Here is a 26,270-nt window from a genome sequence, read left to right as displayed (position 1 = left end):
CACCGGCCGGGTCGACGGCGTAGGCTCGCGCCATGGACGACGAGGCGATCGCGGTGATGGTGACGGGAGCCGAGCGCCGCCTGCTCGAACCCGAGGTGCGACGCGACCCGACGAGCCTGGAGGACCTGCTCCACGAGTCGTTCCGCGAGATCGGGCGCAGCGGGCGGCTCTGGACGCGCGACGAGCTCATCGAGGTCATGACCGGTCCCGACGCGGTCGACGTGCAGTCGGCCGTCGTCACCGGGGAGCACGTCGAGCTCCTCGCACCCGACCTCGCGCTGCTGACCTACACGCTCGACGCCGACGGCATGCGCAGCCGGCGCAGCTCGCTCTGGCGCATCGCCGGCGACCGGCCGCGCATGCTGTTCCACCAGGGAACGCCGCTCGGGCCGCACGTCGGATAGCGGCACGGGACTACCTGGCCGGCGCCGCCGGCACCGCGAGCGCGAGGAGATCGTTGACGCCGCCGAGGATGGCGTCGTGCGGACCGCCCTCGAGCTCCGGACGCCGCGCGGCGCCGCTGAGCACGCCGATCACCCACCCGGCTCCGGCGGCACGACCCGCCTCGAGCAGGTCCAGGGAGTCGCCGGCCACGAGCACCTGCCGCACGTCGAGCGTGCCGGTCAGTTCCATGGCATGGTGCACCGCGTAGGGCGCAGGAGGCGGCGCGATGACCTCGTCGCCGCACACCACGGCGTCGACGAGGCGCGTCGCGTCACCCGCGGTCCCTGCCCAGCCCAGCGCCGCGAGCGATGCCGCGACCGCCGCGCGGTCGGGCTCGCACACGAGCGCCACGCGCACGCCGCGACGCCGCAGCTCGACGAGCGTCGACTCGACGCCCCGCAGCGCGACCGGCGCGGTCGCGGCATCCGTCGACCGCCGGACCACGGCGCCCTCGTACCCGAGCACCACGAGGCTGATCATCACGGGCTCCCCTCGTCGTCGGGCTGCGACCGGGTGAGCGGCGTGCGGCGGTCGACCTCGTTCTCGATCGTGAACGTCGCGAGTTCGGGGCGGTACCGGTCGTCGGCGTACGAAAGCGGACGGCGCCCCGAGTCGAACGTGATGCGTCGCTCGCGCAGCAGTGGGCTGCCCTGGCCGACGTCGAGCGCCTCGGCGTCGAGCGGGTTCGCGGCGACCGCGTCGATGGTGTGACGGGCGCGACGCAGGTCGACGCCCTTGGCGATCAGGTGCGCGTGCAGCGACCCGCGATCGCAGTCCATGTCGTCGAGCAGCGCGCCGATCTCGGGCGGGAACGACGTGCGCTCGACCATCGTGGGCACGTCGTCGAGCGTCCGCACCCGCACGACCTGCACGACGGCCGCGCCCTCGTCGAGCCCGAGGAAGCCGGCGACCGTCGACGGAGCCGGCCGGCTCGCCGCCTCGATGGTGCGCTGCCCGGGCGCCTTGCCGATCGAGCGGGCCCACGCCGTGAACGACGAGAACGTCGAGAACGGCTGGGTCGGCACGACGCGGCCGACGATGGGCGCACGCCCCCGACCGCCGACGATGAACCCCTCCTCGCGCAGCACGGCGAGCGCGCGCCGCACCGGGCCGCGCGACGTGCCGAACTCGCGGCACAGCGCCGCCTCGCTCGGCAGGCGCATTCCGGCCGGCCACTCGCCGCGCCCGATGCGCTCGCGGAGCGTGCTCGTCACCCGCTGATGGAGCGGCGCCTCGCTGGACATGCCTCGACGGTACGGACTCCGCACGTTCCGGAGGATGGGCGCGACGCGACGTTCCGGTGAAGGTTCGGTGAACCGCGGGTGGCCGGCCCGTCAGCGGGCGAGGAGTTCCTCCATCCGCTCGATCTCCGCCGTCTGCGACGTGATGATCGACGCCGAGAGGGAGAGCACCTCGGCGTTCTCGCCGTCCTCCTGATGCCGCTCGGCCATCTCGATCGCGCCCTCGTGATGCTCGATCATGCCCTCGAGGAAGAGCCGCTCGGCGTCGGGGCCCTCAGCCGCCTCGAGCTCGTCCATCTCGGCATCGCTCAGCATGCCGTCCATCGCCATGCCGCCCATGGCGTGACCGTCGCCGCGCATGCGAGGCATGCCCCACTCGTCGAGCCACGATTCCATCAGCTCGATCTCGGGTCCCTGCGCGGCCTTGATCTGCTCGGCGAGTTCGACGACCTCGGGGCTCGTCCCGTCGTCGTCCAGCACGAGGTCGCTCATCTCGATCGCCTGCTCGTGGTGGGGGATCATCATCTTCGCGAACATCACGTCGGCCTGGGCGAACTCGCCGGGCTCCGAGGACGTATCGCGCGTGGCGTCGTGCATGGTGTCGTGCCCGTCGTCCCGGCCTTCCGCGTCGATGACGACGCAGCCGCTCAGGGCGAGCGCGAGAGCGGTGCCGAGCGCGAGCGCGGCGGCGCTTCGGCGCCCCCGACGAGCGACGGGGATCGGGTGATCCGTGGCGGTTCGGCGGTTCGGCATGGCGGCTCCTTCGACACCTCCCAGAATACCCCATGGGTATCCATCCCGATCGGGCCGGAGGTCTCGTCCCAGCGAACTCCTAGCGTGCCGGGCCGACGGATGCCGCAGCATCCGCGCCACCGCCGTCGCCGGCGTCGGCCGCCGCACGCTTCTGCGCCCGCCTGATCCGGCGGCGCTCGCGCGAGCCCTCCACGAGGTCGTACAGGGCGGGCAGCACGAGCAGCGTGAGCACCGTCGACGACAGCAGGCCGCCGATCACGACGAGCGCGAGCGGCTGCGAGATGAAGCCGCCGCTCCCCGTGAGCCCGAGCGCGAGCGGGAGCAGCGCGAAGATCGTCGCGAGCGCCGTCATGAGGATCGGGCGGAGCCGTCGCGACGCGCCGTGCAGCAGCGCGTCGCGCACGGTCATGCCGCGCTCCCGGTACTGGTTCACGAGGTCGATGAGCACGATCGCGTTCGTCACGACGATGCCGACGAGCATGAGCACGCCGACGAGCGACGCGACCCCGAGCGGGATTCCCGTGATGATCTGCAGCAGGATGGCGCCGGTCGCCGCGAAGGGGACCGAGACGAGCAGCAGCAGGGGCTGCAGCAGCGACCGGAACGTCGCGACCATGACGACGTACACGATGAGGATCGCCGCGAGCAGCGCGAGGCCGAGCTGCGAGAACGACTCCTGCTGGTCGGCCGTGACGCCGCCGATCGAGGCCGACGTGCCGGCGGGGAGGTCGACCTCGGCGAGCGCCTGCTGCACCTGCCCGCTCGCGGCACCGAGGTCGTCGTCGGCCGGCGTGGCGGCCACGGTCGAGCTCCGCAGCCCCTTGACGGTCGTGACGGACGCCGGCCCGTCGACCTGCGCGACCGTGGCGAGCGCGTCGAGGCGCACCGGCCCGGTCGGCGTCGGGACCTCGAGCGCCTGGAGCTCCCCGACGGACGCGGGCGGCGCGCCGCCGGAGAGGTAGATCGTGAGCGTCTGCTCTTCGATGACGATCGATCCGGCGGCCTGCGGCTGCATCTCCGCGGAGACGTACCCGCCCAGCGCGACCTCGGAGTAGCCGGACTCCGCGGCCCTCGCCCGGTCGATCTGGACCGCGATGTACGGCCGGGACTCCTCGAGGTTGGAGGTGACCTGGCTCAGCGTGTCGAGGTCGGCGAGCTCGGCGACCACGGCGTCCGTCGCGGCGCGGAGGTCCTCCTGGTTCGACGCGGTGATGTCGACCTCGATGTCGCTCGACGCGCCGAAGCCGCTCTGCGCCGACACCGTGATCTCGCCCACGTCGCCGAGGTCGGCCAGCTCGGCGCGGACCTCGGCCTGCAACGCCTCCTGGTCGGCATCCTCGTCGGTCGTGACGTTGTACGCGACGGTCGAGCCGCCGCCGCCGAATGCCGCGAGCGCGCCGCCGCCCGTCGAGGTCCCGATCGAGGTCTGCACGGTCTCGACGCCCTCGACGCCGCGGATCGCCTCCTCGACCGGCACCGACGCCTCGGCCATGTACGCCAGGCTCGAGCTGACCGGCAGCTCCTGCGTGACCCGGAACGTGTTCTGCCCGCTCGAGCCGAGGAAGTTCGTCTTCATCAGCGGGGCCAGCGCGACCGTGCCGGCCAGCACGAGCACGGCGACGATGATCGTCACGGCCGAGTGCCGCAGGGTCCAGCCGAGGATCGGGAGGAAGCCCTTCTGCAGACGCGACGGGTGCTCCAGCTCGTCGACCGGCGCGGCGGTGGCCGTCGCGACCGGTCGCGGTGCGGCATCCGGTGCGGGCTTCGGCCGCAGGCCGGTGCTGCCGTCGGCGTCGCGGAGCTCGGGGGCGAGCCACACCTCGTCGACGAACGCGGCCGCCGCCGCGGCATCCGCTTCGCTCTGGCCCTTGGCGGGCTTCGCCGGCTTCAGGAACCAGTACGCGAGCACCGGCACGATCGTGAGCGAGACCAGCAGCGAGGCGAGCAGCGCGATCGTGACGGTGAGCGAGAACGGACGGAACAGCTCGCCGGTGACGCCCTCGACGAGCGCGATCGGGAGGAACACCGCGACGGTCGTGATCGTCGACGCGGTGATGGCACCCGCGACCTCGCGCACCGCGTGGATGATCGTCGACGCCTTGTCGACGCCCGCGACGAGGTGCCGCTTGATGTTCTCGATCACCACGATCGAGTCGTCGACGACGCGGCCGATCGAGATCGTGAGCGCCCCGAGCGTGAGGATGTTCAGCGTGTAGTCGGCGGCCTGCAGGCCGATGAACGTGATGAGCACCGAGGTCGGGATGGAGATCGCGGTCACGAGCGTGGCCCGCACCGACATCAGGAACACCAGGATGACCAGCACCGCGAACAGGAGGCCGAGCAGGCCCTCGACCGCGAGCGATTCGATCGACCGCTCGATGTAGGGCGCCTGGTCGAACACGACCGTGAACTCGGCGCCGGGATTCGTGGTGTCGAGCGCCGACTGGAGGTCGGGCAGTGCGTCGCGCACCGCGTTCGACACCTCGACGGTGTTCGCGGCGGGCAGCTTGGTGACCGAGATCGCGAGCGCGGGCTCGCCGTTCACGCGCGAGATGCTCGTCTGCGGGTTCGCGGTGAGTTCGACGGATGCCACGTCGCCGATCGTGAGCGCGACGGGCGCCGCGGCCGCCGGGAGGTCCGTGCCGGTGCCCACGCCGGCGTCGGCGCCCGTGCCCGCGTCGCCGTCGGGGAGCACGTCGGCATCGGTGCCGGGCGTCGCGCCGGCATCGACGTCGGACTCGTCCGGGACCTCCTCCTCGGCGCCCGGCGCCGCCGGCGGCGCGGTCGCGCCGAGCAGCGGGAGTGCGCTCACGTCCTCGACGCTGCCGAGCCGCGTTCCCGCCTGCACGGCGAAGGTCGAGTCGCCCTCGGTGATCTCGCCGGCCGGCAGCAGCACGCCGTTCTGCTGGAGCGCGTCGCGGATCGCCTGGGCGGTGAGGCCGTAGGCCGCGAGCTGCGCCTGGTCGGGTGAGATGACGACCCGCTGACCCTGGTCGCCCACGAGCGCCGCGTCGCGCACCCCGTCGATGTCGCGGATCTCGGGCAGGGTGGTGCGCGCCAGCTCGTCGGAGAGCGTCGCGGGGTCGTCGGCGCCGGTCACCGCGATGGCCAGCACGGGGAGGTCGTCGAAGCTGAAGGCGACGACCTGCGGCTCGACGTCCTCGGGCAGGTCGGGCGCGATGCGGTTGACCGCCGACAGCAGCTTCTGCTCGGCGAACGCGAGGTCGGTGCCGAAGGTGAAGCTCGCGGTCACCCGCGAGATCCCCGTCGAGCTCGTGGTCGAGGTCGACTCAAGGCCGGTGATGCCCTGGATCGCGGTCTCGACGGGGGTGGACACGTCGGCGTTGACGACGTCGGGCGACGCGCCGGGGTAGGCGGTGATGATCGACAGCTGCGGGAGCTGGATGGACGGCGCGAGCTCCTGCTTGAGTCCGTTCAGCGCGATGCCGCCGAAGATGGCGACGACGATCGTGACGAGGGCGATGAGGGCGCGATTCCGCATGCTGAGCTTCGCGAGCACGGACATGGGTTCGATTCTCTCAGTGGCCGCGGGCCACGCCATCACCCGAAAGTGTGAACGTGCCGTCAAGGGTATGGACCCGCGACCGCCGGCCGGGGTATGGTGCCCGAGATCACGTCTGGGGGTGAGCGGATGCGGGTGGCAGTGGCGGAACGCCGGATGCCCCTCCTCCGCGCTGCCCTCGCCGGCACCGGCCTCGCCGCCGCGTGGGTCGTCGTGAGCCTCGTCGCCTCGCCGTCGAGCGCCTCCGCAGACGAGCAGCCCTCGGGCCTGCTCGGCACGGCGGGCTCCGTCGTGAGCGTGGTCGACGGCTCGGTCGACGCGGTCGCCGACGTCGTGCAGCCGGTGGTCGATGTGGTGATCGCTCCGGTCGCCGACGTGGTCGCCACCGTCGAACCCGTCGCCGCCGCCCCGGCGCAGCCGGTGATCGATGCCGTCCCGGTCATCGCCGGCCAGGCGACGGATGCCGCGGGCGGCACGCTCGATGCCGGCGACGCCGGCCTCACCGAGGCGGTGTCCGACGCCGGCGCGGCGATCGGCTCCGCGGCCGGCGGCGCGCCCGTCGGCCGACTGGCCGACCCGGTCGTGGGAACGCTCGACGGACTCGTGGGGGCGCTCCCCGTGCTCGGGCCGGCGCTCGGCGACGACACGCTGGGCGGCCTCCTCGGGCCCGTCGTCGACCTCGCCGACGACGCGCTGGGCACCGCGGTCGGCGACCTTGGCCCGCTGCCCGGTGACGGCGCCCTGCCGTCCCTGCCCGACCTCGGCATCGCGACCGACGAGGTGGGAGCGCTACTCCCGGCGGCCCCGGCCGAGGCGCGGGTCGACTCGGCGATCCCGACCTTCGCGGCGGCGCTCGACGAATCGGCGGGCACTTCCCTCGGCGGCCGTGCAGCCGGCACGGGTCCCGCGGCCGGCGTCGAACCGATCGGCGCGCTCGCGCCGTCCTCTCCTCCGCCCGCCGACGGCTCGCCGTTCGGCTCTGGCGCGCCCGTCGGCGGATCGTCCGCCGCGGGTTCCGGCCCGGGCGCCGCGCCCGGATCGGAGGCGGCATTCGCCGCCCACCTGCTCGACGCGATCGCGTCGCGGGTCCTCGCGTCGATCGACGACGCGCTGCCCTCGTCGCCGGTCTACGAGACCGACACCACCCCTGACTGACGGGTGCCGCTCCGCCTGCCCGCAGGCGGACACGGTCATCGCTCCCTGCCCGGGAGCGCACACCCATCCAGTCAGGAGAACCAACCATGAAGCGATACGCAACGAGGGCGCTCTACGCGACCCTCTTCACCGGGGGTCTCATGCTCCTCGGAGCCGGCGTCGCGCACGCCTCGGAGACGAGCGGCGACGACGGCATCCTCTCGGGCACGCAGCTCGGGATCTCGATCGAGCTGCCGGTGACGGTGAGCGGCAACTCGCTCTCCGTGATCGGCGACTCCGAGTCGTCCGGCGCCTCGACCGAGGTGTCGACGGATGCCGCGGAGCCGGCGTCGTCGCCGGTCGCGGTCACGTCGGGCGAGGACGGCATCGGCTCCGGCAGCCAGGCGATCGTCGACGTGTCGGCACCGGTGACCGTGAGCGGCAACGCCGTCTCGGTCGTCGGCGACTCGTCATCGGAGGACGCCGGCACCGTCGTGCACAGCGGCGACGGGTCCGGCCACGGCACTGAGGCCTGGACCTCCGGCGAGGACTCGATCCTCGGCGGAACCCAGGGGATCGTGGATGCCACGGCGCCGGTGACGATCGGCGGCAACGCCGTCTCGGTGATCGGCGACTCGTCCACCGAGGACGCCACCACCGTCGTGCACACCGGCTCCGGCGACGGCACCGGCACCCACGCCTGGACCTCCGGCGAGGACTCCATCATCGGCGGAACCCAGGGCATCCTCGACGTCGTCGCCCCCGTCACCGTCGGCGGCAACGCCGTCTCGGTGATCGGCGACTCGTCCACGGGCGGCTCGACCACGGTCGTGAGCCCGACGGATCCGACGGATCCGATGGACCCGACCAGCCCGGGCGACCCGACCGGCCCGATCGACCCGACGCACCCGGTCGACCCGACGCACCCGACGGCGCCCGGCACGCCGGGTGACGGCGGCCACTCGGGTTCGATGGTCACGGCGGGCTCTGGCGCGACCGTCGCCTCGTCCGGTGCTCTGATCACCGCACCGTCAGGTGCGCTCGCCTCGACCGGCCTGGACGCCGGGTTCTGGCAGCGGCTCGCGCTGTTCCTGCTCCTGACGGGCGCGGTGCTCGTCGGGGTCCGGCGGTTCGCGTTCCGTCGCTGATCGGGTGAGGGCCCGGCGCCGCCCTACCGGCGCCGGGTCCCCCCTCGGCAGCGTCGGTTGCCCCACGATCCCCCGTGCCGCGTGTGGGGTCGCGGCACGGGCTGGTCGCGCCGCTTCTGGTGCGCGACCCGACGGGGGCGGTGGTTCCGGGTTCCACCGCCCCCGTCCTCTCCTGCGCGGCTGCGCGGCCGCTGCGACGCCGGGCTGCGGCGATGCGCCTCAGACGACGGCGGCGAGCACGCTCTGGTCGGGAACGGGCGTGCGGGCGAGCGACGCCCATGCGCGCTGCAGCGCTCGCACCGCGGCATCCGTCGCCTCGGGCGAGTAGCAGATGGGCAGGCGCAGGAAGCGCTCGAACGCTCCGTCGATGCCGAATCGCGGGCCGGCGGCGATGAGGAGTCCGTGCGAGCGCGCGGCGAGCGCGAGCTGCGAGCTCACTGGCGCGCCGAGGCCCACCCATGTGACGATCCCGCCGTCGACGTGCGGCACGTGCCACTCGGGGAACGCGTCGGCCAGCAGGCCCTCGAGGCGATCGCGGCCCGCGCGCAACTGCTCGCGACGCAGGTCGAGGATGTCGTCCATGCGCCCGAGCAGGCGGGTGACGATGAGCTGCTCGAGGATGGGCGTGCCCAGGTCGCCGGGCGAGCGCACGGCGAGGAGGCGGCGGATGAGCGGCCGGTCGGCCCGGATCCAGCCGACGCGCACGCCGCCCCAGACCGTCTTTCCGACACCGCCGACCATCACGGCCGGGCCGTATGCGGCGAGCGGCTTCAGGTCGGCGCCCCGATCGATGTCGAGCTCGGCGGTGGTCTCGTCGGCGATCACGATCGTGCCCTGGCGGGCGGCCGCGTCGAGCACGCGCTCCCGCGCCTCGGCCGAGAGGGAGCGCCCGGTGGGATTGTGGAAGTCGGGCATGAGGTAGGCCGCGACCGGGTTGGCGTGCCCGATGGCCCGCGCGAGGTCGACGGCCTCGTCGACGGCGCCGAAGCCGTCGGGGCCCGAGTCATGGGGTGCGGTCGCCACGGTCACGAGCCGCGCGCCGGCCGCACGCAGCGCCTCGTAGGCGTGCGGGTACGTGGGCGCCTCGATGAGCGCCCGGTCGCCCCGGCCCACGAGCGCGCGGGAGAGCAGGGCGATCGCGTGCTGCGCACCGATGGTCACCATGACCTGCTCGGGAGCGGTCGGCAGGCCGCGCGAGGTGTACCGGTCCGCGATCGCGGCGCGCAGCTCGGGGATGCCGATCGGATCGAAGCCCGGATAGCCGAGGTGGGCGTGGAGGTCGTCGACCGCGGCGCGCGCGACATCGGGCAGCCACGGCAGGGCGGGCAGGGCCGCCTTGGAGAAGTCGATGTAGTCGGCGGCGGGCGGGGCCGGGAGGAACGCCGGCGCGCCGGGAAGCCGGGCCACGCTGCCGGAGCCGCGCACGCTGTGCAGCAGCCGCTGCTCGCGAAGCTCGCGGTACGCGGTCGTGACGGTGGTGCGACTGAGCCCGAGCCGGTCGGCGAGGTCGCGCTCGGCCGGCAGGCGCGTCTCGACCGGGATGCGGCCGTCGAGCACGAGCAGGCGGATGCGGTCGGCGAGCGCGCGGTACGCGCTTCCGCCGTCGCCCCGCCAGTCGCCGAGCAGGCTCTCCAGGGCTCGGGCGCTCAAGGTGGCTTCCATGGTGCGAGCCACTCTAGCCGAATTGGCTCTTTGCGAAAAGGCCAATCTGCCTATTGGATTGCTCCCATGCTTCGTTTCGTCCGCACCGCCGATCCCGCGCCCGTGTTCGCGCGGCGGATCGTCCAACTGCTCGTCGGCCTGTACCTCTACGGGCTCGGCATCGCGCTCATCGTTCGGGGCGAGCTCGGCGTCGCCCCGTGGGACGTGCTCACGCAGGGCATCGCGAAGCAGACGGGGCTGGGCTTCGGCCTCATCACCGTCATCACGAGCGGCATCGTGCTGCTGCTGTGGATCCCGATACGCCAGCGGCCCGGCTTCGGCACGCTCATGAACGCCCTGCTCGTCGGGCCCTTCGCCGACCTGTCGCTCTGGATGATCCCGACCGGCCTCGACCTCTGGGCGCGCATCCTCATGCTGTTCGGCGGCATCCTCGTGCTCGCCGTCGCGACGGGCCTGTACATCGGCGCGCACTTCGGGCCGGGGCCCCGCGACGGCCTCATGACCGGTCTGCACCGTCGCACCGGATGGCGAATCTGGATCGTCCGCACCGGCATCGAGGTGGCCGTGCTCGTCACCGGCTTCCTCCTCGGCGGCAACGTCGGCATCGGAACGCTCGCCTTCGCGCTGCTCATCGGTCCGCTGTGCGGCTACGCCATCCCGCTCTTCGCCGTCAGGCGCACGACGGATGCCACGCCGCCCGCGGCGCACACCGTCCCCCGCCGCCGCGGCACGCCCTCCGCCGGGCTGCGAGCTCGCCGCGCGGCTCGGGTGGCGGAGTAGCCACGGGCCGAGTTGCCACTTTCCGCCAGGTTGCCGCACCGAGCTCCCGGACGAAGTGGCATCTCGCGAGCGGGAGTGCCGGGTGGTGATGACGCGACCGGATGCCGCGGGGCGGGCCCCGCGGCATCCGGCTACAGGTTCGCCTCGGCGTACGCGGTCATCGCCTCGCGCACGAACTCGGCGCCGGCGACACCGCCGTAGTTGGCCGCGAACCGCTCGTCGGCCACGTACATCTCGGCCAACCCGAGGAAGTACTCCCTGGTCGGCCCGGCCGCGCCGCCGCCAGGCGTGCCCGGGATTCCGCGCAGCCAGTCGAACTGGCGCTGCGCGAGCGCCTGAGCCTCCTCCCCGGCCGGGTCGATCCCGGACTCCGCGGCCGCGATCCAGTCGCGGCCGAGCGCGGCGGCGCGCTCCTTCCAGGCCCGCCGCTCGTCGTCGCTCATCCCCCGCCACCAGCGGTCGCTCGCGGCGTAGGCCTCGCGACCCCAGCGCTCCTCGACCTCCTCGCGGTACTGCGTGTGGTCGAATCCGTCCAGCATGTCCTTCGCCATGATCTCCTCACCTCCTTCCACTGCCTCGATGGTCCGCTCGACCGACGCGACCAGTCGCGCCAGCCGGCCCTGCTCCTTCCGCAGCCACTCGAGGTGGCCGGCGAGCGCGCGGGTCTGGTCGCGCTGCCCGTCCAGCACCTCGGCGATCGCCGGGAGCCCGAGCCCGAGCTCGCGGAGCAGCAGCACGCGCTGCAGCCGCACGAGCGCGTCGCGGTCGTAGTACCGGTAGCCGTTCGCGCCGATACGGCTGGGCTCCAGCAGGCCGATGTCGTCATAGTGGCGCAGCGCGCGGCTGGTCGTGCCGGCGAGCTTGGCGATCTCCTGGATCGACCAGTCCATGCGCGTCTCCTCACGTGCGACATCCGATTCACCTCGATGCTAGAAGTTGACGTTACGTCAAGGTCAAGCGGATCTTTCACCCCGTCTCGCCCGTTGACGCGATATATCTTGACCGGGATCGAATCGCGATATATCGTGAACTGTGAAACGCGATATATCGCGATATGTGCCGGATGGCGCACCCGCGCGGCACCATCGGGCCGCCGGAGAACGAAGGAGAACCGCATGGCCATCGAGAAGTGGGTCGTGAACCCCGGTGAGAGCCGGGTCATCGACCTCGAACTCGTCCGCAAGCTCAAGGTCAGCCTCATCGGCGGCAAGGTCGACGTGATCGCCCACGACGAGCCGGGCGCTCGCGTCGAGGTCTCGAGCGTCACGGGCAAGGACCTCATGATCCAGATCGACGGCGACTCTCTCGAGATCGACCACCCGCAGCTGCGCTGGGACAACTTCGTCGAGGTCTTCAAGGGCTTCACGGGCAGCGCCAAGGCCCAGGTCTCGATCCTCGCCCCGCGGCATGTCGCGATGAAGCTCGGCGTGGTCTCGGGCGACGCCCTCGTGTCGGGCTTCGACAACGACGGGAAGTTCAGCTCGGTGTCGGGCGACCTCGTGATCGACAACCACGCCGGCGACATCGAGTGCACGAGCGTCTCGGGCGAGGTCTCGGTCGGCGACCACACGGGCAGGGTCACCGCGCACACCGTCTCGGGCGACGTGACGGTGACGGGTGAAGTCGGCTCGTTCAACGCCGACACGGTGTCGGGCGACATGATCCTCGACGTGCGGGGCACCCCCGGCCGCGTCGACACGAACACCGTGTCGGGCGACCTCACGCTGCGCTTCGACCCGGGCAGCGGCGCGCGCTATCGCGTGAACACCGTCAGCGGTTCGCTGCTGCTCGACGACACGCAGATCAAGGGCACGCTGGGCCGGGGCTTCGAGCGCGTCACGGGCGAGCTCGACGGCACCTGGCTCGACCTCCGAGCGAACAGCGTGTCGGGCAAGATCTCGGTGATCCGTCGGCAGGCGACTCGCGCCGGCACCGGCTCCGCAGGGGCGAGCGGGGCGGATGGCGCGGGCGAGTCCGGGCAGGGCGGCGACGCGTCGCACGGCACGCCCGGCGAGGCATCCGCATGACCCCGCCGGTGTTCGCCCACGGGAACCTGCGCCTCTACCTGCTCGCCCTGCTCGAGGAGCAGCCCCGTCACGGGTATGAACTGATCCAGGCCCTGTCCGACCGGTTCGGCGGCACGTACTCGCCGAGCGCCGGCACGATCTACCCCCGCCTCGCCAAGCTCGAGGAGGAGGGACTCGTGACCAAGCGCACCGACGGCCGCAAGTCGGTCTACGAGATCACCGACGCCGGGCGCGCCGAGCTCGAGTCCCGCCGCCACGAGCTCGACGCCATCGAGGACGACGTGACCGACTCCGTCCGCCGACTCGCCGAGGGCGTCCGCGCCGAGGTCGACTCGGCGATGCGCACGCTCCGCGCCGAGCTCGCGAACGCCGCGCGCGAGGCGAGGAAGGCGGCGAGCACGGAGTCCGCGACGCCGCAGCCGAACGCGGAGTCCACCCGCGCGATGCACGAGGCCGACCTCGTCATCACCGAGTTCCGCCAGCAGCTCCGGCTGGAGTTCCGCAACCAGGCCAACCGCGGCCGCGTGAGCGCCGACACCGTGTCGCTGCTGCGCACCCGGCTCGCCGACGTGCGCTCGGAGGTGCTCCGCGAGCTCGCGCAGCGGTGAGCTCCGCGCGCGCCCGCTCGTGGGCGCCGGTCGGCTGAGCATCCGCGTCGTCCACTCCCCCCGGGCGGACGGCGCGGATGCTCCCGCGTCTCCGACACGTGCTCGTCCCTCGCGGATGTCGGCGGCATCGGCTTCGATGGGCGCATGACGGAGGTCTCGCTGCGCCCGTGGTCCGAGGGTGACCTCGACCTGCTGCGTCGGGCGAACGCACCCGAGCTGATGCGGCATCTCGGCGGCCCCGAGACCGAGGCGAAGCTGCTCGCGCGACACGCGCGCTACGTGGTCGGCCGCCACGACGGCAGTGCCTGGATGTCGGCGATCGTGACGCCCGAGCACCCCGAGGGCGTCGGCACGATCGGGTTCTGGCCGAGCGACCACCGCGGGCGCCCGTCGTTCGAGGCCGGCTGGGCGGTGCTGCCCGACCACCAGGGCCAGGGCATCGCGGGCGCCGCGCTGCGCCTGCTGATCAAGGAGGCGCGCGCCGTCGATCCCGCTCGCGACCTCGTCGCCTTCCCGCGCGTCGACAACGCCCCGTCCAACGCGATCTGCCGTCGCGTGGGCTTCCGCCTCGACGGCGTCGAGGAGTTCGAGTACCCGAAGGGCACCTGGTTGCCATCGAACGTGTGGGTGCTCCCGCTCGGCGGCGCGTCCTCAGCGTAGCCTCGACGCGTGCTCCCCTACCTCGCGGTGTTCGCCGGCGGCCTCGTCGGGACGGGCCTGCGGCTCGCGGCCGATGTCGCGCTCCCGCACGCCGACGACGGGTTCCCGTGGTCCACGCTCGCGGTCAACCTCGTGGGCACGTTCACGCTCGGCTGGCTCGCCGCCGGGCTCTGGACGCGGCCCTCGACGCCGACGTGGGTCAAGGCCGGCATCGGGTCGGGCGTCATCGGCTCGTTCACGACGCTGTCGGCGGTCATGGGCTCGATCACGATCCTCGGCCGCGAGGGCGAGGTCGCCCTCGCCGCCGCGTACCTCGGCATCTCGCTCGCGGCCGGCCTCGCACTCGCGGCCGGCGGGCTGAAGCTCGGGTCGTCGCTCGCCCACCGGCCCATGCCGACCGAGGTCACCGACGACGGGGCGACGCTGTGACGCCGATGGTCGTGGCGGCGGTGCTCGCCGCGGGAGCGGTCGGCGCGGTGATCCGGTACGCGCTGTCGCGCGCCTATCCGGTCCGCCCGGGGCACCTGCCCGGCGGCATCCTCATCGTCAACGTGGTCGGCTCGGGCGTGGCCGGCGCGGTCATCGGACTCGCCGAGCGGGCGGCGCTCTCGGCCGACGTGCGGCTCGTGCTCGTCACGGGGTTCTGCGGCGGGCTCACGACATTCAGCACGTGGCCGGTCGAGACGATCGAGCTCGCCGACGGCGGCCGCTGGCGCGCGGCGATCCTCAACGTACTCGTCACGGTCGCGGGGGGCCTCGGCGCGGCCGTCGGCGCGTACCTGCTGGTGTCCGGGGCGTGAGCCGCGTCATCCGCCCGGTCAGATCATCGCCATGATCTGGCGCGCGATCATGCGCCCGGCCCGGTTCGCCCCGATCGTCGACGCCTGCGGGCCGTAGCCCGCGAGGAAGATGCGCGGATCCTGCCAGGAGGCGCCCTGGCCGACCGTGACGCCGCCGGCCTTCTCGCGCAGCTTCAGGGGCGACAGGTGACGGAGCTCGGGCCGGAAGCCGGTGGCCCAGATGATCGCGTCGGCGCGCGCCGACGTGCCGTCGGCCCACACCACGCGGTCGGTCTCGATGCGGTCGAACATGGGCCGGGCCCGGAGCAGACCGCGCTCGATGCCGGCGGCGATCCGGCGGTTCTTCGGCACGCCCGTGCCGCTCACGATCGACGGGAGCGCACGGCCGGCGCGGGCCGCCTCATCCTGCATCGACACCGCCGCCGACGCTCCCTCGAGGTCGAGCTCCTGCCGGTCGAGCCAGTCGATCGGTCGTCGCGAGACCCAGGTCAGGCCGGATGCCACGCCCTCGAGCTCGAGCATGAACCCGATCGCCGAGGTGCCGCCGCCGACCACCACGACGTGCTGGTCTCGGAGGTCCTCCGCCGACGCGAAGTCGGACGTGTGCAGGTGACGACCGCCGAACTCGCCCATGCCCGGGTAGAACGGCACGAACGGCGCGCCCCACGTGCCCGTGGCGTTGACGAGGTACTGCGTGCGCAGCTCGCCGCGGGGGGTCACGGGCGTCTCGGGCTCCTGGAACGTCCGGCGGCGGCGGCCGAAGAACCCGCGGGCCCTCAGCTCCTCCATCGGCTGCGGGCTCAGGTCCTCATACTCGATCCGCAGGTCGGCGCCGTCGTTCGAGACGCGCCGCACGTTGACGGGACGGTGGACCCGCAGGTCGTAGTGCTGCTCGAAGCGTCCGTAGTAGTCGGCGACGACCTCCTTCGCCGGAAGGCTGCGGTCGGCGGTCTCGAAGCTGAGGCCGAGCTCCCCCATGCCCGGCAGGTCGTTCACACGGTGCGCCGTGCCGAGGCGCAGGGACGACCAGCGATGCTGCCACGCGCCACCCGGTCCGGGAGCGCGATCGAGCATGACGAAGTCCTCGTCGGCGACGAGTTCGAAGCGTCGCAGGTAATAGGCGACCGACAGCCCCGCCTGTCCGGCGCCGATCACCGCGACCTTCACACGGTCGGGGATCGCATCCACCCGTCTATCCCACCATGTCCGGAAGGGTCGCATCGCCGCCCGGAGGCCCTCCACAGCGCCGTCGTGGCGACCGTTCGGCGCTCTCGGCGGTGGTAAACTACCAGCCGGGATTGTTCATATCAGAAAGAGCCGGGTGACGACCATCCCACCCGGCCAGACGTCGTAAGGGGGTCACGCATGGGGCGCGGCCGTCAGAAAGCCAAGCACACCAAGGTCGCGCGGGAGTTGAAGTACTTCAGCCCTGCGACCGACTACAACGCGCTCGAGCGCGAGCTCACGGCTTCGAATCACGACCACGACGACGAGGTGTCGAAGTGGTCCGAGTATTCCGACGACGACTCCTACGTACCCGACGACGGCAGCCACCGCGCCTGACTCCTCGGGTGAGCGGCGTTCCCGCGCGCCGCTGATCAGTGGATCGACGCCGTCACGGCGCCGGATCCCGGCGCGCCCCGCGGCGATCACCGTGGAGCGCGCGGTCGCGACCTTCAGCGCCGCAGCATCCACCGCAGGCCGAGACCGGTCAGCAGCGCGACCGTCGACGCCATGAGCACGCCGCCGACCGCGAACAGCGCGAACACGAGCGCGGCCGGACTCGACTCGTCGATGAACGGCGACGGCAGGAACGTGAAGCCGAGCCCGACGAGCCAGGCGGCCATGTTGATCGGCACCCACCGCCAGGCGCCCGGCACTCCGGCGCGGGCGAGCACCGGTCGCTGCGCGAGCGGGATCGTCGCCAGCAGGACGAGGCCCGCGACACCGGCCACGGCCCACGTCGCCGGCGACGCCCAGTCGATCGCGACGCCGGCATCGGCGAGCGTGGGTGGCAGCATCCCGATCGACCATGCGGCGGATGCCGCGACCGCCGTCGCCGCGATCCACCGACCCGTCGCGACCTCGGCGCTCGAGCCGCGGAGCCCGAGCGACTGACCGAGCCCGAGCAGTGCGCCCTCGCCCGCGCCGAACACGACGAGCAGAGCCCACGCACCCCACGCCTCGAGGCCGAGCATCGCGGCGATCGCGAAGCCCGTCACGGGAATGAGGAAGCCGAGGCTCTCGCCGAGCACGGTGAAGCCGACCCAGCGGCCGAGCCGCGGGGCGACTCGGCCGGCGGTCACGATGTCATCCATGACGCCACGGTACGGCGGCCGGCGACGCCCCGGCCTGTCGAAGGGCCCGTCGGGAGCGGTCGCGGGAGGGGCGTCAGGCGGTCGCTCCGCGGGGCGTCAGCGAGTTCCATGCCAGCACCGTGAGCACGACTCGGGCGGCCCCGACGATCCACGGAAGGGGCAGGTCGAACCCGAGCCAGAACACCACTTCGACCGGTAGCAGCGCGAGGTTCAACACGGCGCCGATGCGCGACCCGTTCCACAGGAGCCACCCCGAGAAGGCGACCCCGATCAGGACGAGCAGGAAGGCGACGAGCAGGGCGGCGAAGACGCCGGAGTCGTAGCGAGCCGACCAGCGACCCCCGTACATCTCGAACAGTCCGAAGAACGACGGCAGCCCGCCCGTGCGAAGGTGGAAGATCGCGATCGGGATGGCGGGGAGCCCGAACCCGGCGGCATACACCCACGTCACGATCGCATCGATGCGCGCCAGGTTCATGCCGCCTCGCTTCCGACCGCCGGTCCGACGGGGATGCCCGGATGCTACTCCTGCGACGAACCGGCGGCATCCCGCCAGCGCGCGGCCTCGTCGGCGAACTGCTCGAGCTCGGCGAGCGAGCCGTCGACCGTGATCGCACGCAGGACGACCTCGTCGACGACGTCGTAGGCCGCGAGCGTGGAGCCGCGGTCGATCGTCGCGTCGATGGGGCTGATGCCGAGGCGGGCGAAGTTCGCGGCGTACGAGGCGTATGAACCGTAGCGGTCGGCCTCGCGCTGTAGCGCCGCCCTCGCCGCGCCGTCGACGATGGTGCGGGCGTAGAGCACGCTGCGAACGTGGTCGGCGCGTTCGCCGGCGTCGCGACGCAGGTCGGCCGCGGCGCGCGCGGCGGCCGTCGGGGTGAGCCAGTTGAGCACGACGGCGTCGGCCTCGTGCGCGGCGAGGCGGCGCATCTTCGGGCCGAGCGCACCCACCGCGATCGCGGCGTCGGTGCGGCCGCGCAGTTCGGCGATGCCGGCCGCGACCAGGGCGAGCGGATGGCGCGCCCCGCCCGATCCGATCCCGAGCGTCGTCCGCTCGGCGGGCAGGCCGCGCAGGTCGAGCTTCTCGGCGGGACGACGGTCGAGCGGGATGACCCCGGTCGCGAGGCCGAGCCGCTCGGTCACCGCGGCGACGGTGCGCAGGCCGGCGAGCGAGTCGCCGCCCGGCACGTCGTTCAGCCACAGCCGCTGGTACCCGAGCTGCTCGAGCCGCGGTGCGAGCGCCCGCAGGATCCCGGGGTCGGTCGCGCCGGGGAGGCCGAGCGAGAGCGCCGCGCGCATGGTCAGTCGCGGTACGTGCCGACGAGGCGCACCGCGCCGCCGTCGACGCCCTTGGCGCCCTGCTCCCAGCCGGCGGCCGAGGCGTCGTACGCGCCCGTCGCGACGGCGCCGACCTGCCACGCCGGAAGTCCGAGCGCGTCGAGTTCGGCGACCACGGATGCCGCGGCATCCGCTTCGACGACCGCGAAGAAGCCGATGCCGAGGTTCCAGGTGCCCTCGGTCGACTCGAGCGTCGTGCCGGCGACGTCGTTGAGCACGCGGAACACGGGCGGCGGCGACCACGTCGAGCGGTCGACCTCGGCCCACGAGCCGCGCGGCAGCACGCGCGCGAGGTTCGCGGCGATGCCGCCGCCCGTGACGTGCGAGAGCGCGTGGATCGCGGAGCCGAGCCGCGCATGCTCGAGGAGCTCCACGAGCGGGCCCGAGTACAGTCGTGTCGGCTCGAGGAGCGCCTCGCCCCACGTCGTGCCGAGATCGACCGCCGCGTCGGTGTACGACAGGTTCGCGTTCGACAGGATGTGCCGCACGAGTGAGAACCCGTTGGAGTGCAGCCCGCTCGACTCGATCGCGATGACCGCGTCGCCGGCTTGCACGCGGTCGGCACCGAGGGCCCGGTCGGCCTCGACGACGCCGACGGCGGCGCCGGCGACGTCGTAGTCGTCGACGCCCATGAGACCCGGGTGCTCGGCGGTCTCGCCGCCGACCAGCGCGGTTCCGGTCTCGGCGCATGCCCGGGCGATGCCGGTAACGATCGCGGCGATGCGCTCGGGCACGACCTTGCCGCAGGCGATGTAGTCGGTCATGAACAGGGGCGTGGCGCCGACCACGACGATGTCGTCGACCACCATGCCGACGAGATCCTGGCCGATGGTGTCGTGCACGTCGAGCGCCTGCGCGATCGCGATCTTGGTGCCGACGCCGTCGGTGGAGGTGGCGAGCAGCGGACGGCGGTAGTCCTTCGCGAACGAGAGGTCGTAGAGGCCGGCGAAGCCGCCGACGCCGCCGAGCACGTTCGGCCCGTGGGTCTTCGCGACCGCCTCCTTCATGAGCTCGACGGCGAGGTCGCCGGCGGCGGTGTCGACTCCGGCAGCGGCGTAGGACGAGTTCGCGCTCACCCGACAAGGGTACCCGGGCGGGGGCGCGCCGCCGGGCCCGGTGTCGGGAGCCGGCGGTAGAATCCGACCATGCACGCGGGGTCGACGCCGTCGTGGGTGATTCGCGAGAACGCGAGCACCGGGGCGCTGCTCGCCCTCTACCTGCGCGAAGTGCTCGGCATCGCGTCGCCGGCCGAGCTGCCGCGCCTGCGCGACGTCGGTCGCGTCGGCCCGGGCGGTCCGCGCGACGTCGACGCGCACGACGCCCTCGAGAAGCAGTGGCGCGAGTGGTGGGCGATGACCGTCGAGCCCGAGGAGCACCCGTCCGCGGTCCCGCTCGAGCTGATCGACGAGTACGGCACGGCGATCGCGCTGCCCGTGTCGGGCGCGGAGGCGCTCGCGGCCGCCATCCGCCCGCATGCCGAGGCGGCGCTCGCCTGGGCGGACTGGGCGCACGAGCGGTACCGCACCGCGTCAGCCGCGCGCTCCGGCGACACGTATCGCGCGTACGCGGGCAGCATCGCCGAGCACGAGCGCGAGGTGGGCCGGCGGGCGCACTCGTTCGAGCTGAACGTCGAGGTGCTGCCGCTCGCGGTGTCCGGCGTGTGGTGGATCGGCCGCAAGACCGTGGCGGTGACCGACTCGCTGCGGGCCGATGCCGCGGCGTTCGACGACGCGATCCACCCCATCATCGCCGAGCTCGCTTAGGGCGTGGCCCGGGCGGTCGCAGCCGGCGTGGCAGACTCGACCGCATGAGCATCTGGTTCGGGGAGCCCTCGATCGAGTGGGCGAATTCGCGCGGCGAGCACGCCCTGATCCGCGCCCTCGGCATCGAGATGACGGAGCTGACCGAGGACTCGCTGAAGGGCCGGATGCCCGTCGACGAGCGGACCCGCCAGCCCGCGGGCGTGCTGCACGGCGGGGCGTCGGTCGCCCTGGCCGAGACGCTCGCGAGCTGGGGCGCGTCGTTCACGGTCGACCCGGAGCAGTCGTACTGCGTCGGCATGGAGATCAACGCGAACCACGTCCGCCCGGTCTCGGAGGGATGGGTCTACGGCGAGGCGCGCCCGATCACCCGCGGCCGCTCGACGCAGGTATGGGACATCCGCATCACCGACGAGCAGGGTCGGCTCGTGTGCGTGTCGCGGTGCACCATGGCCGTGCTCGCGACCCCGTCGCAGTACTGACGCGTCACTCAGGCGGGCTGGCCCAGTCGGCCGGGACGACGAAGCACGGCAGCGCGAGTATCTCGAACGCCGCGACCTCGAGACGGGTCTGCTCGAAGCGCCGGGGATCGTCGAGCTCGACCACGATCACCCGGTGCTCCGCGAGATGTCCATAGCGCCGCGGGTCGACGGCGAACCGGGCGTTGCGGGCGCCGAGCGCGGCGAAGGTATCGTCGAGCTCCGCGCGATGGTGCTCCAGGAGTTCGGCGGGCGCGAGCGCGGCCTCGACGCGCGGCGACATCCGCGCAGCGCCGATGCGCGAGCGTACCGTGCGCTCGGCGGGCCGCGTGTCGAGCTCTCCGGCCGCCCGGCGGGCCTCGTGGCGGGTGCTCGCCAGCGCCAGCCGGTGTGATGTCTCGTCGATCCCCTCGTCGAGCAGGCGCTCGCGCCACGCCGCGAACGCCAGGACCGCGTCTCGTACGACCTCCTTCCGACTGCGTCCGAGCAAGTGCGCGAGGTCGCCGATGAGCCGGTGGGTCTCGCCATCGACCTTGACGCTGGTCAGCGCGCGGTCCACGGCGACCTCGCCTTCACACGGGTCTCTCGAACTCGTCTCACGATCGTCTCCCTTCCTCGATCACGGTGGAACGGTATCCGCCGACCACTCGGCCACCGGCTTTCGACGAGGGAAGGTGTTTCCGCTCTTCATCGCGTGCCATCGTGGAGGAGGAGTCGAGGAGCGACCGCGACCGGGGCGATCGGCGGCGATCGTGATGCGGCGACGGGCGGCGGACCTGACGGGGGAGCCGCCGGCGCCGTATCGTGGGGCCGTGAAGCCGTTCGTCCTGCTCGGCACGCGCGCCGAGGACGTGCCCGCCGACGAGGAGTACGCGCTCTTCCTCCGCGGCACCGGACTCGACGAGCGCGACCTCATCCGCGTGCGGCTCGAGGCCGGACCGATGCCACCCCTCGACCTGGACCGGCTGTCGGGCATCTTCGTCGGCGGCGGGCCCTTCAACGCGTCCGACCCGCCGGAGCGGAAATCGCCGGTGCAGCACCGGGTCGAGGCGGAGTTCGCATCCCTCCTCGACGAGGTCGTCGCACGGGACTTCCCGTTCCTGGGCGCCTGCTACGGCGTCGGAACGCTGGGCGCCCACCAGGGCGCGACGATCGACCACACCTACGCCGAGCCGATCGGCGTCGTGCCGGTGAGCCTGACCGACGCCGGGGCAGCCGACCCGCTCATGGCCGGGATGCCGACGACCTTCTCGGCGTTCGTCGGGCACAAGGAGGCGATCCGCACGCTGCCCACCTCCGCGACGCTGCTGGGTTCGTCGCCGGGCTGCCCGGTGCAACTCTTCCGCGTGGGATCGAACGTCTACGCGACCCAGTTCCATCCGGAACTCGACCTCGACGGCATCATCGTGCGCATCCACGCCTACGCCGGATTCGGGTACTTCGCCGCCGACGAGCTCGAGCTCACGCTCGCCGCGGTGCGCCGGGCGCCGGTGTCGGAGCCGAGCCGGATGCTGAGCACGTTCGTCGAGCTGCACGCGCGGTGACCGCGTCGACGACCGCGGCGCCGGGACGGCGGTCAGGCGGTATGGGCGCGGAGCAGGTGCACCGCGCCGGACACGCCCTTGAGCTCCACGGACCCGATGTCGTCGAACCCGATCCCCGCGTCGCGTGAGGCCTCGGCGACCGCCTGGGTGACCAGCACCTCGCCGGGGCGGGCGTAGTCGGCGATCCGCGAGCTGAGGTTGACCGTCCTTCCGAAGTAGTCGCCCTCCTGGTAGAGGACCGGGCCGGCGTGCAGTCCGACGTGGGCCGGCGGCAGACCGGCGTGGGCGAGTTCCTCCACGATCCCCAGCGCGGCGCGCACGCCCCGGCCCGGGTCGCCGAAGTGGAGCATCACGCCGTCACCCAGCCACTTGATCGGCTTCCCGCCGTGCTGCACGCTGCTGCGGCCGACGAGCAGCGCGACCGTGCCGGCGAGGTCGGCGGCCGCATCGTCGCCGAGCTCCTCGGTGAGGCGCGTGAAGCCGACCAGGTCGAGGAAGCAGATCGCCGGGAGCCGCTCGAGGCGACTGTGGATGCCGGCGTCCGCCATCATCGTCTCGAACGCGTCGATGAGGTTGGCGCTCCACGTGCGCGCCTGCTGCGCGTGGTACACGGCCAGCACCGCACGCTCGGCGAGCGGCGCCGTGCGATCGGCGAGCTCGGCATCGGCCGCGCCCTCCGCCCCCCGACCCTCGGCGAGCGCGCGATCGATCACCTCGGAGGTCCACCAGGCGCCCTCCTGCTCCGTGATCCTGCGGATGCTGTCGCCGTAGACGCGGAGCAGGCGCTCGATGGCCGTCGGCCGGAATCCGCGCGACACCTGGAACTCGACGAACGGCACGATCTCCATCTCGTCTTCGCGAAGGCGATCGTCGGGCGACGGCGGAGCCATGCCGATGGCCTCGCGGATGACGGTCAGCAACTCGATCGGCACGCCGGTCCGGCCGCTGACCTCGCGGAACGTCTCCGGCGCGAACGCCGCGAACCGCTCGTAGGCGGCGGCATCCATGAAGTCGAACGACAGGGCGCCCCGCTCGACCGCCGCACCGATCTCGTCGAGCGCGATGCCGGCCTCCTCGAGCGAGCGGGCCGCGAGCACCCGGCGGACATCGCCCTGCGAGAAGCGATCGGGCCGCTCCGGAGAGAGCAGGCCGAGGTCGACCAGTCGCGCGACGTAGTCGGGCTCGACCCCCGCCCGTTGCGCCGCCTCCTCGCGTGTGCACCAGGTCACGATCGGAGCCTACCGCGCGGCCTCGGCCCCGCTCCGGCATGGCGAAGCGCCCCGCACCGGTCCCTCGATGCGGGGCGCCTCGTGTCCTGAGGTCAGCGGGTCAGGACGCCGCCGCGGTCGCGTAGGTGCTCTGCGCGACCGACCCGTAGTACGGGCCGAACATCACGTTCGGGATGTTGTTGTACCCGAAGCTGTTCACCGAGTTCTGCGCGCCGGTGCCGAGGAACCACGGACCGCCCGACGAGCCGCCGGTCATGTCGCAGGGGATGCCCTGCGACTGCGTCTGGCCGTAGGGGTCGGGGCTCGCGGTGCCGGCGCACGACTTCAGCGTCTGGCCGTTGAACGGCGCGGCCGCGGGGTACCCGAAGGCCTCGTAGGACAGGCCGCGGGCCTGGTTGAACGCGATCGCCGACGCGCCGACCGTCGCTGCGAGGGTGCGGCCGTTCAGGGTTCCGACCTTGGCGAAGGCGGTGTCGTACGTGATGTCGCCGCCCTTGGTCCACTGGTTCGGGGCGGTGAGCCTGGTGGCCGCCCACTGGCCGAACGGCGCGGCACCGTTCTCGTACGCCGGGACGAACACCCAGTTCGTGGCGTACTTGCCCTTGCCCGAGTGCACGCAGTGCGCGGCCGTCGAGACGACGCTGCCGTTGGTCGCGCTGACCGAGTTGCCGGAGCACACGTAGTTGCGCCCGTTGAGCGTGAAGAACACCTTGCCGATGTTCGGGATCGGCGACTCGGCCGTCGCCATCGGCTGGATCTCGTCGACCGGCGCCGGCTTGCCGTACGTGACCGGTGCACCCGCCGCCACCTCGGACGCGGGCGTGGAGGCGGCCTTTCCGGCCAGCAGCGCGTCGGCGGGGATGGCGGCACGCATCCGCTCGGGCGACCAGTACGCGGCGGCGGCCGCCGCCTCGGCAGCCGGAACGGCGTGCTGGTCGATCCCGGGCGGGACCGCCGGCGGTGCGGCGTTCGCCGCGGCCGGTGCGGCGAGCAGGCCGCACGCGACGAGGGCCGCGCCGGTGAGGGCGGCGCGGAACGAGGTGAACTTCATGGACGTTCGTCCTTTCTTCGGCCGGCGGCCGGTCCCCCCGGTTCGGTCCCTGCGCCGCGGTGAAACGGAATGCCGGAGAGCCTGACAGGCGGCCCTCATTCGGGGGGAGTCCTCCGAGCCGGTTTCGTGGGAACCGACGAAGATCCCGACGGAACCGAAGAGTTCGGACCAGGACGGGTCTTCGGGGATAGGGTGTGCGACTGCGCTCAGGTGAGCAGCGCCATCCGCTCAGCCGGCTCACACGTGCGCGTATGGGATGATGGATCGTCCAGCTCGGACGCTTCCCCACCCCCACGAGGAGCTATCGCTCGCATGTGCGGCATCGTCGGCATCGTCTCCACCGAGCCCGTCAACCAGCAGATCTACGACAGCCTGCTCCTCCTGCAGCACCGCGGCCAGGACTCGACGGGCATCGCCACCGCCGACGGCCCCGTGTTCCACATGACCAAGTCGCGCGGGCAGGTGCGAGAGGCCTTCCGCACCCGCGACATGCGCTCGCTCCTCGGCAACATGGGCCTGGGGCACGTGCGCTACACGACCAAGGGCGCGGCCGAGCGCGAGGAGGAGGCCCAGCCGTTCTACGTGAACGCGCCCTACGGGATCATCCTCGTCCACAACGGCAACCTCACGAACACGCGCGAGCTCTCCGAAGACCTCTTCCGCATCGACCGCCGTCACGTGAACTCCACGAGTGACACCGAGATGCTGCTCAACGTGCTCGCCACCGAGCTGCAGGGCCAGATCACGGGCCTCGAGCTCGACCCCGACCAGGTCTTCCAGGCGGTGTCGCACGTGCACGAGCGCGTCGAGGGCTCCTACGCCGTGATCGCCCTGATCGCCGGCTACGGCCTGCTGGCCTTCCGCGACCCCTTCGGCATCCGGCCGCTCATCCTCGGCAAGCGCACCGCCGAGTCCGGCAAGACCGAGTGGATCGTGGCATCCGAGTCGCTCGTGCTCGAGAACGGCGACTACGAAGTCGTGCGCGACGTCGAGCCCGGCGAGGCGATCTTCATCACGCTCGACGGCGAGATGATCTCGCGGCAGTGCGCCGCGAACCCGCGCCTCGTGCCGTGCTCGTTCGAGTACGTCTACCTCGCCCGCCCCGACTCGGTGATGAACGGCATCTCGGTGTACGAGGCGCGCCTGCGCATGGGGAACCGCCTGGCCACGACCATCGAGACCCACATGGACAAGGGCGACATCGACGTCGTCATGCCCATCCCCGACTCGTCGCGCCCGGCCGCGATGCAGGTCGCGCAGAAGCTCGGCATCGAGTATCGCGAGGGCTTCTACAAGAACCGCTATGTCGGCCGAACGTTCATCATGCCCGGGCAGGCGGCGCGCAAGCGCTCGGTCCGCCAGAAGCTCAACGCGATGGGCACCGAGTTCCGCGGCAAGAACATCCTGATCGTCGACGACTCGATCGTGCGGGGCACGACCTCCAAGGAGATCGTCGAGATGGCCCGCGCCGCCGGTGCCAACAAGGTCACCTTCACCTCCGCGGCGCCGCCCGTGCGATACCCGCACGTCTACGGCATCAACATGCCGAGCCGTCGCGAGCTGGTCGCGCACGACCGCAAGATCCCCGAGATCGCCCGCGAGCTCGGCGCCGACCACATGATCTACCAGGAGGTCGCCGACCTCCAGGCCGCGATCACCGAGGGCACCGGCATCGGCGAGCTCGACCTCTCGTGCTTCACGGGCGAGTACGTCACGGGCACCGTCACCCCCGAGTACCTCGACTGGGTGGAGAAGACCCAGCTGAGCTGAG

At 72.5% G+C, this 26,270-nt stretch carries 28 protein-coding genes; 14 read left to right on the top strand and 14 right to left on the bottom strand.

Going from position 1 to position 26,270, the window contains the following annotated elements:
- The first annotated feature begins 32 nt into the window (after window positions 1-32).
- Entirely contained in the window at window positions 33-404 is a 372-nt protein-coding gene (locus ACZ4TW_RS04185; protein WP_465540469.1) for a nuclear transport factor 2 family protein, read from the top strand.
- Window positions 405-414: 10 nt separating this feature from the next.
- Here ACZ4TW_RS04185 and ACZ4TW_RS04180 read toward each other — a convergent pair whose 3' ends face one another.
- From ACZ4TW_RS04180 to ACZ4TW_RS04165, 4 genes are all read right to left on the bottom strand, one after another.
- Entirely contained in the window at window positions 415-924 is a 510-nt protein-coding gene (locus ACZ4TW_RS04180) for an HAD family hydrolase (RefSeq protein ID WP_465540467.1), read from the bottom strand.
- Window positions 924-1,688: a GntR family transcriptional regulator gene (locus tag ACZ4TW_RS04175; protein WP_465540465.1), complete on the bottom strand. Its 765-nt coding sequence runs from the start codon at window positions 1,686-1,688 to the stop codon at window positions 924-926. Before ACZ4TW_RS04175 ends, ACZ4TW_RS04180 begins: the two co-directional genes overlap by 1 nt.
- A gap of 90 nt (window positions 1,689-1,778) precedes the next feature.
- Window positions 1,779-2,438 (bottom strand): DUF305 domain-containing protein, encoded by a 660-nt coding sequence (locus ACZ4TW_RS04170; RefSeq protein WP_465540463.1) that lies wholly within the window; start codon window positions 2,436-2,438, stop codon window positions 1,779-1,781.
- A 79-nt stretch (window positions 2,439-2,517) separates the two neighbouring features.
- Window positions 2,518-5,964, bottom strand: a complete 3,447-nt coding sequence (locus tag ACZ4TW_RS04165; protein ID WP_465540461.1) for an efflux RND transporter permease subunit — start codon at window positions 5,962-5,964, stop codon at window positions 2,518-2,520.
- Between the two features lie 153 nt (window positions 5,965-6,117).
- On the opposite strand from ACZ4TW_RS04165, the gene ACZ4TW_RS04160 reads away from it, so the two are divergent.
- Together ACZ4TW_RS04160 and ACZ4TW_RS04155 are read left to right on the top strand one after the other, a co-directional pair.
- Window positions 6,118-7,116: a hypothetical protein gene (locus ACZ4TW_RS04160; protein WP_465540459.1), complete on the top strand. Its 999-nt coding sequence runs from the start codon at window positions 6,118-6,120 to the stop codon at window positions 7,114-7,116.
- An 86-nt stretch (window positions 7,117-7,202) separates the two neighbouring features.
- On the top strand, window positions 7,203-8,243 hold the full coding sequence (locus ACZ4TW_RS04155; RefSeq protein WP_465540457.1) for a chaplin family protein: 1,041 nt from the start codon (window positions 7,203-7,205) through the stop codon (window positions 8,241-8,243).
- 219 nt (window positions 8,244-8,462) lie between these two features.
- On the opposite strand, the gene yczR is transcribed toward ACZ4TW_RS04155, so the two are convergent.
- On the bottom strand, window positions 8,463-9,893 hold the full coding sequence (gene yczR, locus ACZ4TW_RS04150) for a MocR-like transcription factor YczR (protein ID WP_465540455.1): 1,431 nt from the start codon (window positions 9,891-9,893) through the stop codon (window positions 8,463-8,465).
- Between the two features lie 78 nt (window positions 9,894-9,971).
- Between yczR and yczE the strand changes: the two genes are divergently transcribed.
- Entirely contained in the window at window positions 9,972-10,685 is a 714-nt protein-coding gene (yczE, locus tag ACZ4TW_RS04145) for a membrane protein YczE (protein WP_465540453.1), read from the top strand.
- A 131-nt stretch (window positions 10,686-10,816) separates the two neighbouring features.
- On the opposite strand, the gene ACZ4TW_RS04140 is transcribed toward yczE, so the two are convergent.
- Window positions 10,817-11,575 (bottom strand): MerR family transcriptional regulator, encoded by a 759-nt coding sequence (locus tag ACZ4TW_RS04140; RefSeq protein WP_465540452.1) that lies wholly within the window; start codon window positions 11,573-11,575, stop codon window positions 10,817-10,819.
- 225 nt (window positions 11,576-11,800) lie between these two features.
- Between ACZ4TW_RS04140 and ACZ4TW_RS04135 the strand changes: the two genes are divergently transcribed.
- The 5 genes from ACZ4TW_RS04135 to crcB all read left to right on the top strand — a co-directional run bounded on the left by ACZ4TW_RS04135 (window position 11,801) and on the right by crcB (window position 14,780).
- Window positions 11,801-12,712, top strand: coding sequence for a DUF4097 family beta strand repeat-containing protein (locus ACZ4TW_RS04135; RefSeq protein WP_465540448.1), 912 nt, complete (start codon window positions 11,801-11,803; stop codon window positions 12,710-12,712).
- The gene (locus tag ACZ4TW_RS04130; RefSeq protein ID WP_465540447.1) at window positions 12,709-13,320 is read left to right on the top strand and encodes a PadR family transcriptional regulator; all 612 of its coding nucleotides are present in this window, start codon (window positions 12,709-12,711) and stop codon (window positions 13,318-13,320) included. The genes ACZ4TW_RS04135 and ACZ4TW_RS04130 overlap by 4 nt, the downstream gene beginning before the upstream one ends.
- 144 nt (window positions 13,321-13,464) lie before the next feature.
- Complete coding sequence (locus ACZ4TW_RS04125) at window positions 13,465-13,980, top strand: GNAT family N-acetyltransferase (protein WP_465540446.1); 516 nt, start codon at window positions 13,465-13,467, stop codon at window positions 13,978-13,980.
- A gap of 9 nt (window positions 13,981-13,989) precedes the next feature.
- Entirely contained in the window at window positions 13,990-14,409 is a 420-nt protein-coding gene (locus ACZ4TW_RS04120) for a fluoride efflux transporter FluC (RefSeq protein WP_465540444.1), read from the top strand.
- 5 nt (window positions 14,410-14,414) lie between these two features.
- Window positions 14,415-14,780 carry a fluoride efflux transporter CrcB gene (crcB, locus tag ACZ4TW_RS04115; protein WP_465540896.1) on the top strand — a complete coding sequence of 122 codons (366 nt, stop codon included), beginning with the start codon at window positions 14,415-14,417 and terminating at the stop codon, window positions 14,778-14,780.
- Between the two features lie 18 nt (window positions 14,781-14,798).
- On the opposite strand, the gene ACZ4TW_RS04110 is transcribed toward crcB, so the two are convergent.
- Complete coding sequence (locus tag ACZ4TW_RS04110) at window positions 14,799-15,968, bottom strand: NAD(P)-binding domain-containing protein (protein ID WP_465540442.1); 1,170 nt, start codon at window positions 15,966-15,968, stop codon at window positions 14,799-14,801.
- Between the two features lie 177 nt (window positions 15,969-16,145).
- Between ACZ4TW_RS04110 and ACZ4TW_RS04105 the strand changes: the two genes are divergently transcribed.
- Window positions 16,146-16,343, top strand: a complete 198-nt coding sequence (locus ACZ4TW_RS04105; protein WP_465540440.1) for a DUF3073 domain-containing protein — start codon at window positions 16,146-16,148, stop codon at window positions 16,341-16,343.
- 113 nt (window positions 16,344-16,456) lie between these two features.
- On the opposite strand, the gene ACZ4TW_RS04100 is transcribed toward ACZ4TW_RS04105, so the two are convergent.
- The 4 genes from ACZ4TW_RS04100 to purM form a co-directional block, all read right to left on the bottom strand.
- Window positions 16,457-17,098, bottom strand: a complete 642-nt coding sequence (locus tag ACZ4TW_RS04100; protein ID WP_465540438.1) for a hypothetical protein — start codon at window positions 17,096-17,098, stop codon at window positions 16,457-16,459.
- A gap of 73 nt (window positions 17,099-17,171) precedes the next feature.
- Entirely contained in the window at window positions 17,172-17,576 is a 405-nt protein-coding gene (locus ACZ4TW_RS04095) for a hypothetical protein (RefSeq protein ID WP_465540436.1), read from the bottom strand.
- A gap of 44 nt (window positions 17,577-17,620) precedes the next feature.
- Window positions 17,621-18,397: an LLM class flavin-dependent oxidoreductase gene (locus tag ACZ4TW_RS04090; RefSeq protein WP_465540434.1), complete on the bottom strand. Its 777-nt coding sequence runs from the start codon at window positions 18,395-18,397 to the stop codon at window positions 17,621-17,623.
- Between the two features lie 2 nt (window positions 18,398-18,399).
- Window positions 18,400-19,512, bottom strand: coding sequence for a phosphoribosylformylglycinamidine cyclo-ligase (gene purM, locus ACZ4TW_RS04085; protein ID WP_465540432.1), 1,113 nt, complete (start codon window positions 19,510-19,512; stop codon window positions 18,400-18,402).
- A gap of 69 nt (window positions 19,513-19,581) precedes the next feature.
- On the opposite strand from purM, the gene ACZ4TW_RS04080 reads away from it, so the two are divergent.
- Both ACZ4TW_RS04080 and ACZ4TW_RS04075 read left to right on the top strand, forming a co-directional pair.
- Window positions 19,582-20,199, top strand: coding sequence for a zinc-binding alcohol dehydrogenase (locus ACZ4TW_RS04080; RefSeq protein ID WP_465540430.1), 618 nt, complete (start codon window positions 19,582-19,584; stop codon window positions 20,197-20,199).
- Window positions 20,200-20,243: 44 nt separating this feature from the next.
- The gene (locus ACZ4TW_RS04075; protein WP_465540428.1) at window positions 20,244-20,678 is read left to right on the top strand and encodes a hotdog fold thioesterase; all 435 of its coding nucleotides are present in this window, start codon (window positions 20,244-20,246) and stop codon (window positions 20,676-20,678) included.
- Between the two features lie 4 nt (window positions 20,679-20,682).
- Here the strand turns inward: ACZ4TW_RS04075 and ACZ4TW_RS04070 are convergent, their stop codons facing one another.
- Window positions 20,683-21,234, bottom strand: coding sequence for a hypothetical protein (locus ACZ4TW_RS04070; RefSeq protein ID WP_465540425.1), 552 nt, complete (start codon window positions 21,232-21,234; stop codon window positions 20,683-20,685).
- Window positions 21,235-21,487: 253 nt separating this feature from the next.
- Here ACZ4TW_RS04070 and ACZ4TW_RS04065 point away from each other — a divergent pair, with 253 nt between their 5' ends.
- Window positions 21,488-22,219: a glutamine amidotransferase gene (locus tag ACZ4TW_RS04065; RefSeq protein ID WP_465540422.1), complete on the top strand. Its 732-nt coding sequence runs from the start codon at window positions 21,488-21,490 to the stop codon at window positions 22,217-22,219.
- 32 nt (window positions 22,220-22,251) lie between these two features.
- On the opposite strand, the gene ACZ4TW_RS04060 is transcribed toward ACZ4TW_RS04065, so the two are convergent.
- A complete protein-coding gene (locus ACZ4TW_RS04060) occupies window positions 22,252-23,448 on the bottom strand; it encodes an adenylate/guanylate cyclase domain-containing protein (protein ID WP_465540420.1) in 1,197 nt (398 codons plus the stop codon).
- 100 nt (window positions 23,449-23,548) lie between these two features.
- Entirely contained in the window at window positions 23,549-24,499 is a 951-nt protein-coding gene (locus ACZ4TW_RS04055; RefSeq protein WP_465540418.1) for a trypsin-like serine peptidase, read from the bottom strand.
- Window positions 24,500-24,811: 312 nt separating this feature from the next.
- Between ACZ4TW_RS04055 and purF the strand changes: the two genes are divergently transcribed.
- The gene (purF, locus tag ACZ4TW_RS04050) at window positions 24,812-26,269 is read left to right on the top strand and encodes an amidophosphoribosyltransferase (protein WP_465540416.1); all 1,458 of its coding nucleotides are present in this window, start codon (window positions 24,812-24,814) and stop codon (window positions 26,267-26,269) included.
- Window position 26,270: the final 1 nt, after the last annotated feature.

The sequence above is a fragment of the Agromyces sp. NPDC029043 genome, assembly GCF_055564615.1.
Note: the sequence above shows the minus strand (reverse complement) of the source record. Positions and strands in the feature narration are given on the sequence as shown.

Coding starts and splice junctions, on each gene's coding strand:
- ACZ4TW_RS04185 (WP_465540469.1), top strand. CDS start 33: ATGGACGACGAGGCGATCGCGGTGATGGTGACGGGAGCCGAGCGCCGC.
- ACZ4TW_RS04180 (WP_465540467.1), bottom strand. CDS start 924: ATGATCAGCCTCGTGGTGCTCGGGTACGAGGGCGCCGTGGTCCGGCGG.
- ACZ4TW_RS04175 (WP_465540465.1), bottom strand. CDS start 1,688: ATGTCCAGCGAGGCGCCGCTCCATCAGCGGGTGACGAGCACGCTCCGC.
- ACZ4TW_RS04170 (WP_465540463.1), bottom strand. CDS start 2,438: ATGCCGAACCGCCGAACCGCCACGGATCACCCGATCCCCGTCGCTCGT.
- ACZ4TW_RS04165 (WP_465540461.1), bottom strand. CDS start 5,964: ATGTCCGTGCTCGCGAAGCTCAGCATGCGGAATCGCGCCCTCATCGCC.
- ACZ4TW_RS04160 (WP_465540459.1), top strand. CDS start 6,118: ATGCCCCTCCTCCGCGCTGCCCTCGCCGGCACCGGCCTCGCCGCCGCG.
- ACZ4TW_RS04155 (WP_465540457.1), top strand. CDS start 7,203: ATGAAGCGATACGCAACGAGGGCGCTCTACGCGACCCTCTTCACCGGG.
- yczE (WP_465540453.1), top strand. CDS start 9,972: ATGCTTCGTTTCGTCCGCACCGCCGATCCCGCGCCCGTGTTCGCGCGG.
- ACZ4TW_RS04140 (WP_465540452.1), bottom strand. CDS start 11,575: ATGGACTGGTCGATCCAGGAGATCGCCAAGCTCGCCGGCACGACCAGC.
- ACZ4TW_RS04135 (WP_465540448.1), top strand. CDS start 11,801: ATGGCCATCGAGAAGTGGGTCGTGAACCCCGGTGAGAGCCGGGTCATC.
- ACZ4TW_RS04130 (WP_465540447.1), top strand. CDS start 12,709: ATGACCCCGCCGGTGTTCGCCCACGGGAACCTGCGCCTCTACCTGCTC.
- ACZ4TW_RS04125 (WP_465540446.1), top strand. CDS start 13,465: ATGACGGAGGTCTCGCTGCGCCCGTGGTCCGAGGGTGACCTCGACCTG.
- crcB (WP_465540896.1), top strand. CDS start 14,415: ATGGTCGTGGCGGCGGTGCTCGCCGCGGGAGCGGTCGGCGCGGTGATC.
- ACZ4TW_RS04105 (WP_465540440.1), top strand. CDS start 16,146: ATGGGGCGCGGCCGTCAGAAAGCCAAGCACACCAAGGTCGCGCGGGAG.
- ACZ4TW_RS04100 (WP_465540438.1), bottom strand. CDS start 17,098: ATGGATGACATCGTGACCGCCGGCCGAGTCGCCCCGCGGCTCGGCCGC.
- ACZ4TW_RS04095 (WP_465540436.1), bottom strand. CDS start 17,576: ATGAACCTGGCGCGCATCGATGCGATCGTGACGTGGGTGTATGCCGCC.
- ACZ4TW_RS04090 (WP_465540434.1), bottom strand. CDS start 18,397: ATGCGCGCGGCGCTCTCGCTCGGCCTCCCCGGCGCGACCGACCCCGGG.
- ACZ4TW_RS04080 (WP_465540430.1), top strand. CDS start 19,582: ATGCACGCGGGGTCGACGCCGTCGTGGGTGATTCGCGAGAACGCGAGC.
- ACZ4TW_RS04075 (WP_465540428.1), top strand. CDS start 20,244: ATGAGCATCTGGTTCGGGGAGCCCTCGATCGAGTGGGCGAATTCGCGC.
- ACZ4TW_RS04055 (WP_465540418.1), bottom strand. CDS start 24,499: ATGAAGTTCACCTCGTTCCGCGCCGCCCTCACCGGCGCGGCCCTCGTC.
- purF (WP_465540416.1), top strand. CDS start 24,812: ATGTGCGGCATCGTCGGCATCGTCTCCACCGAGCCCGTCAACCAGCAG.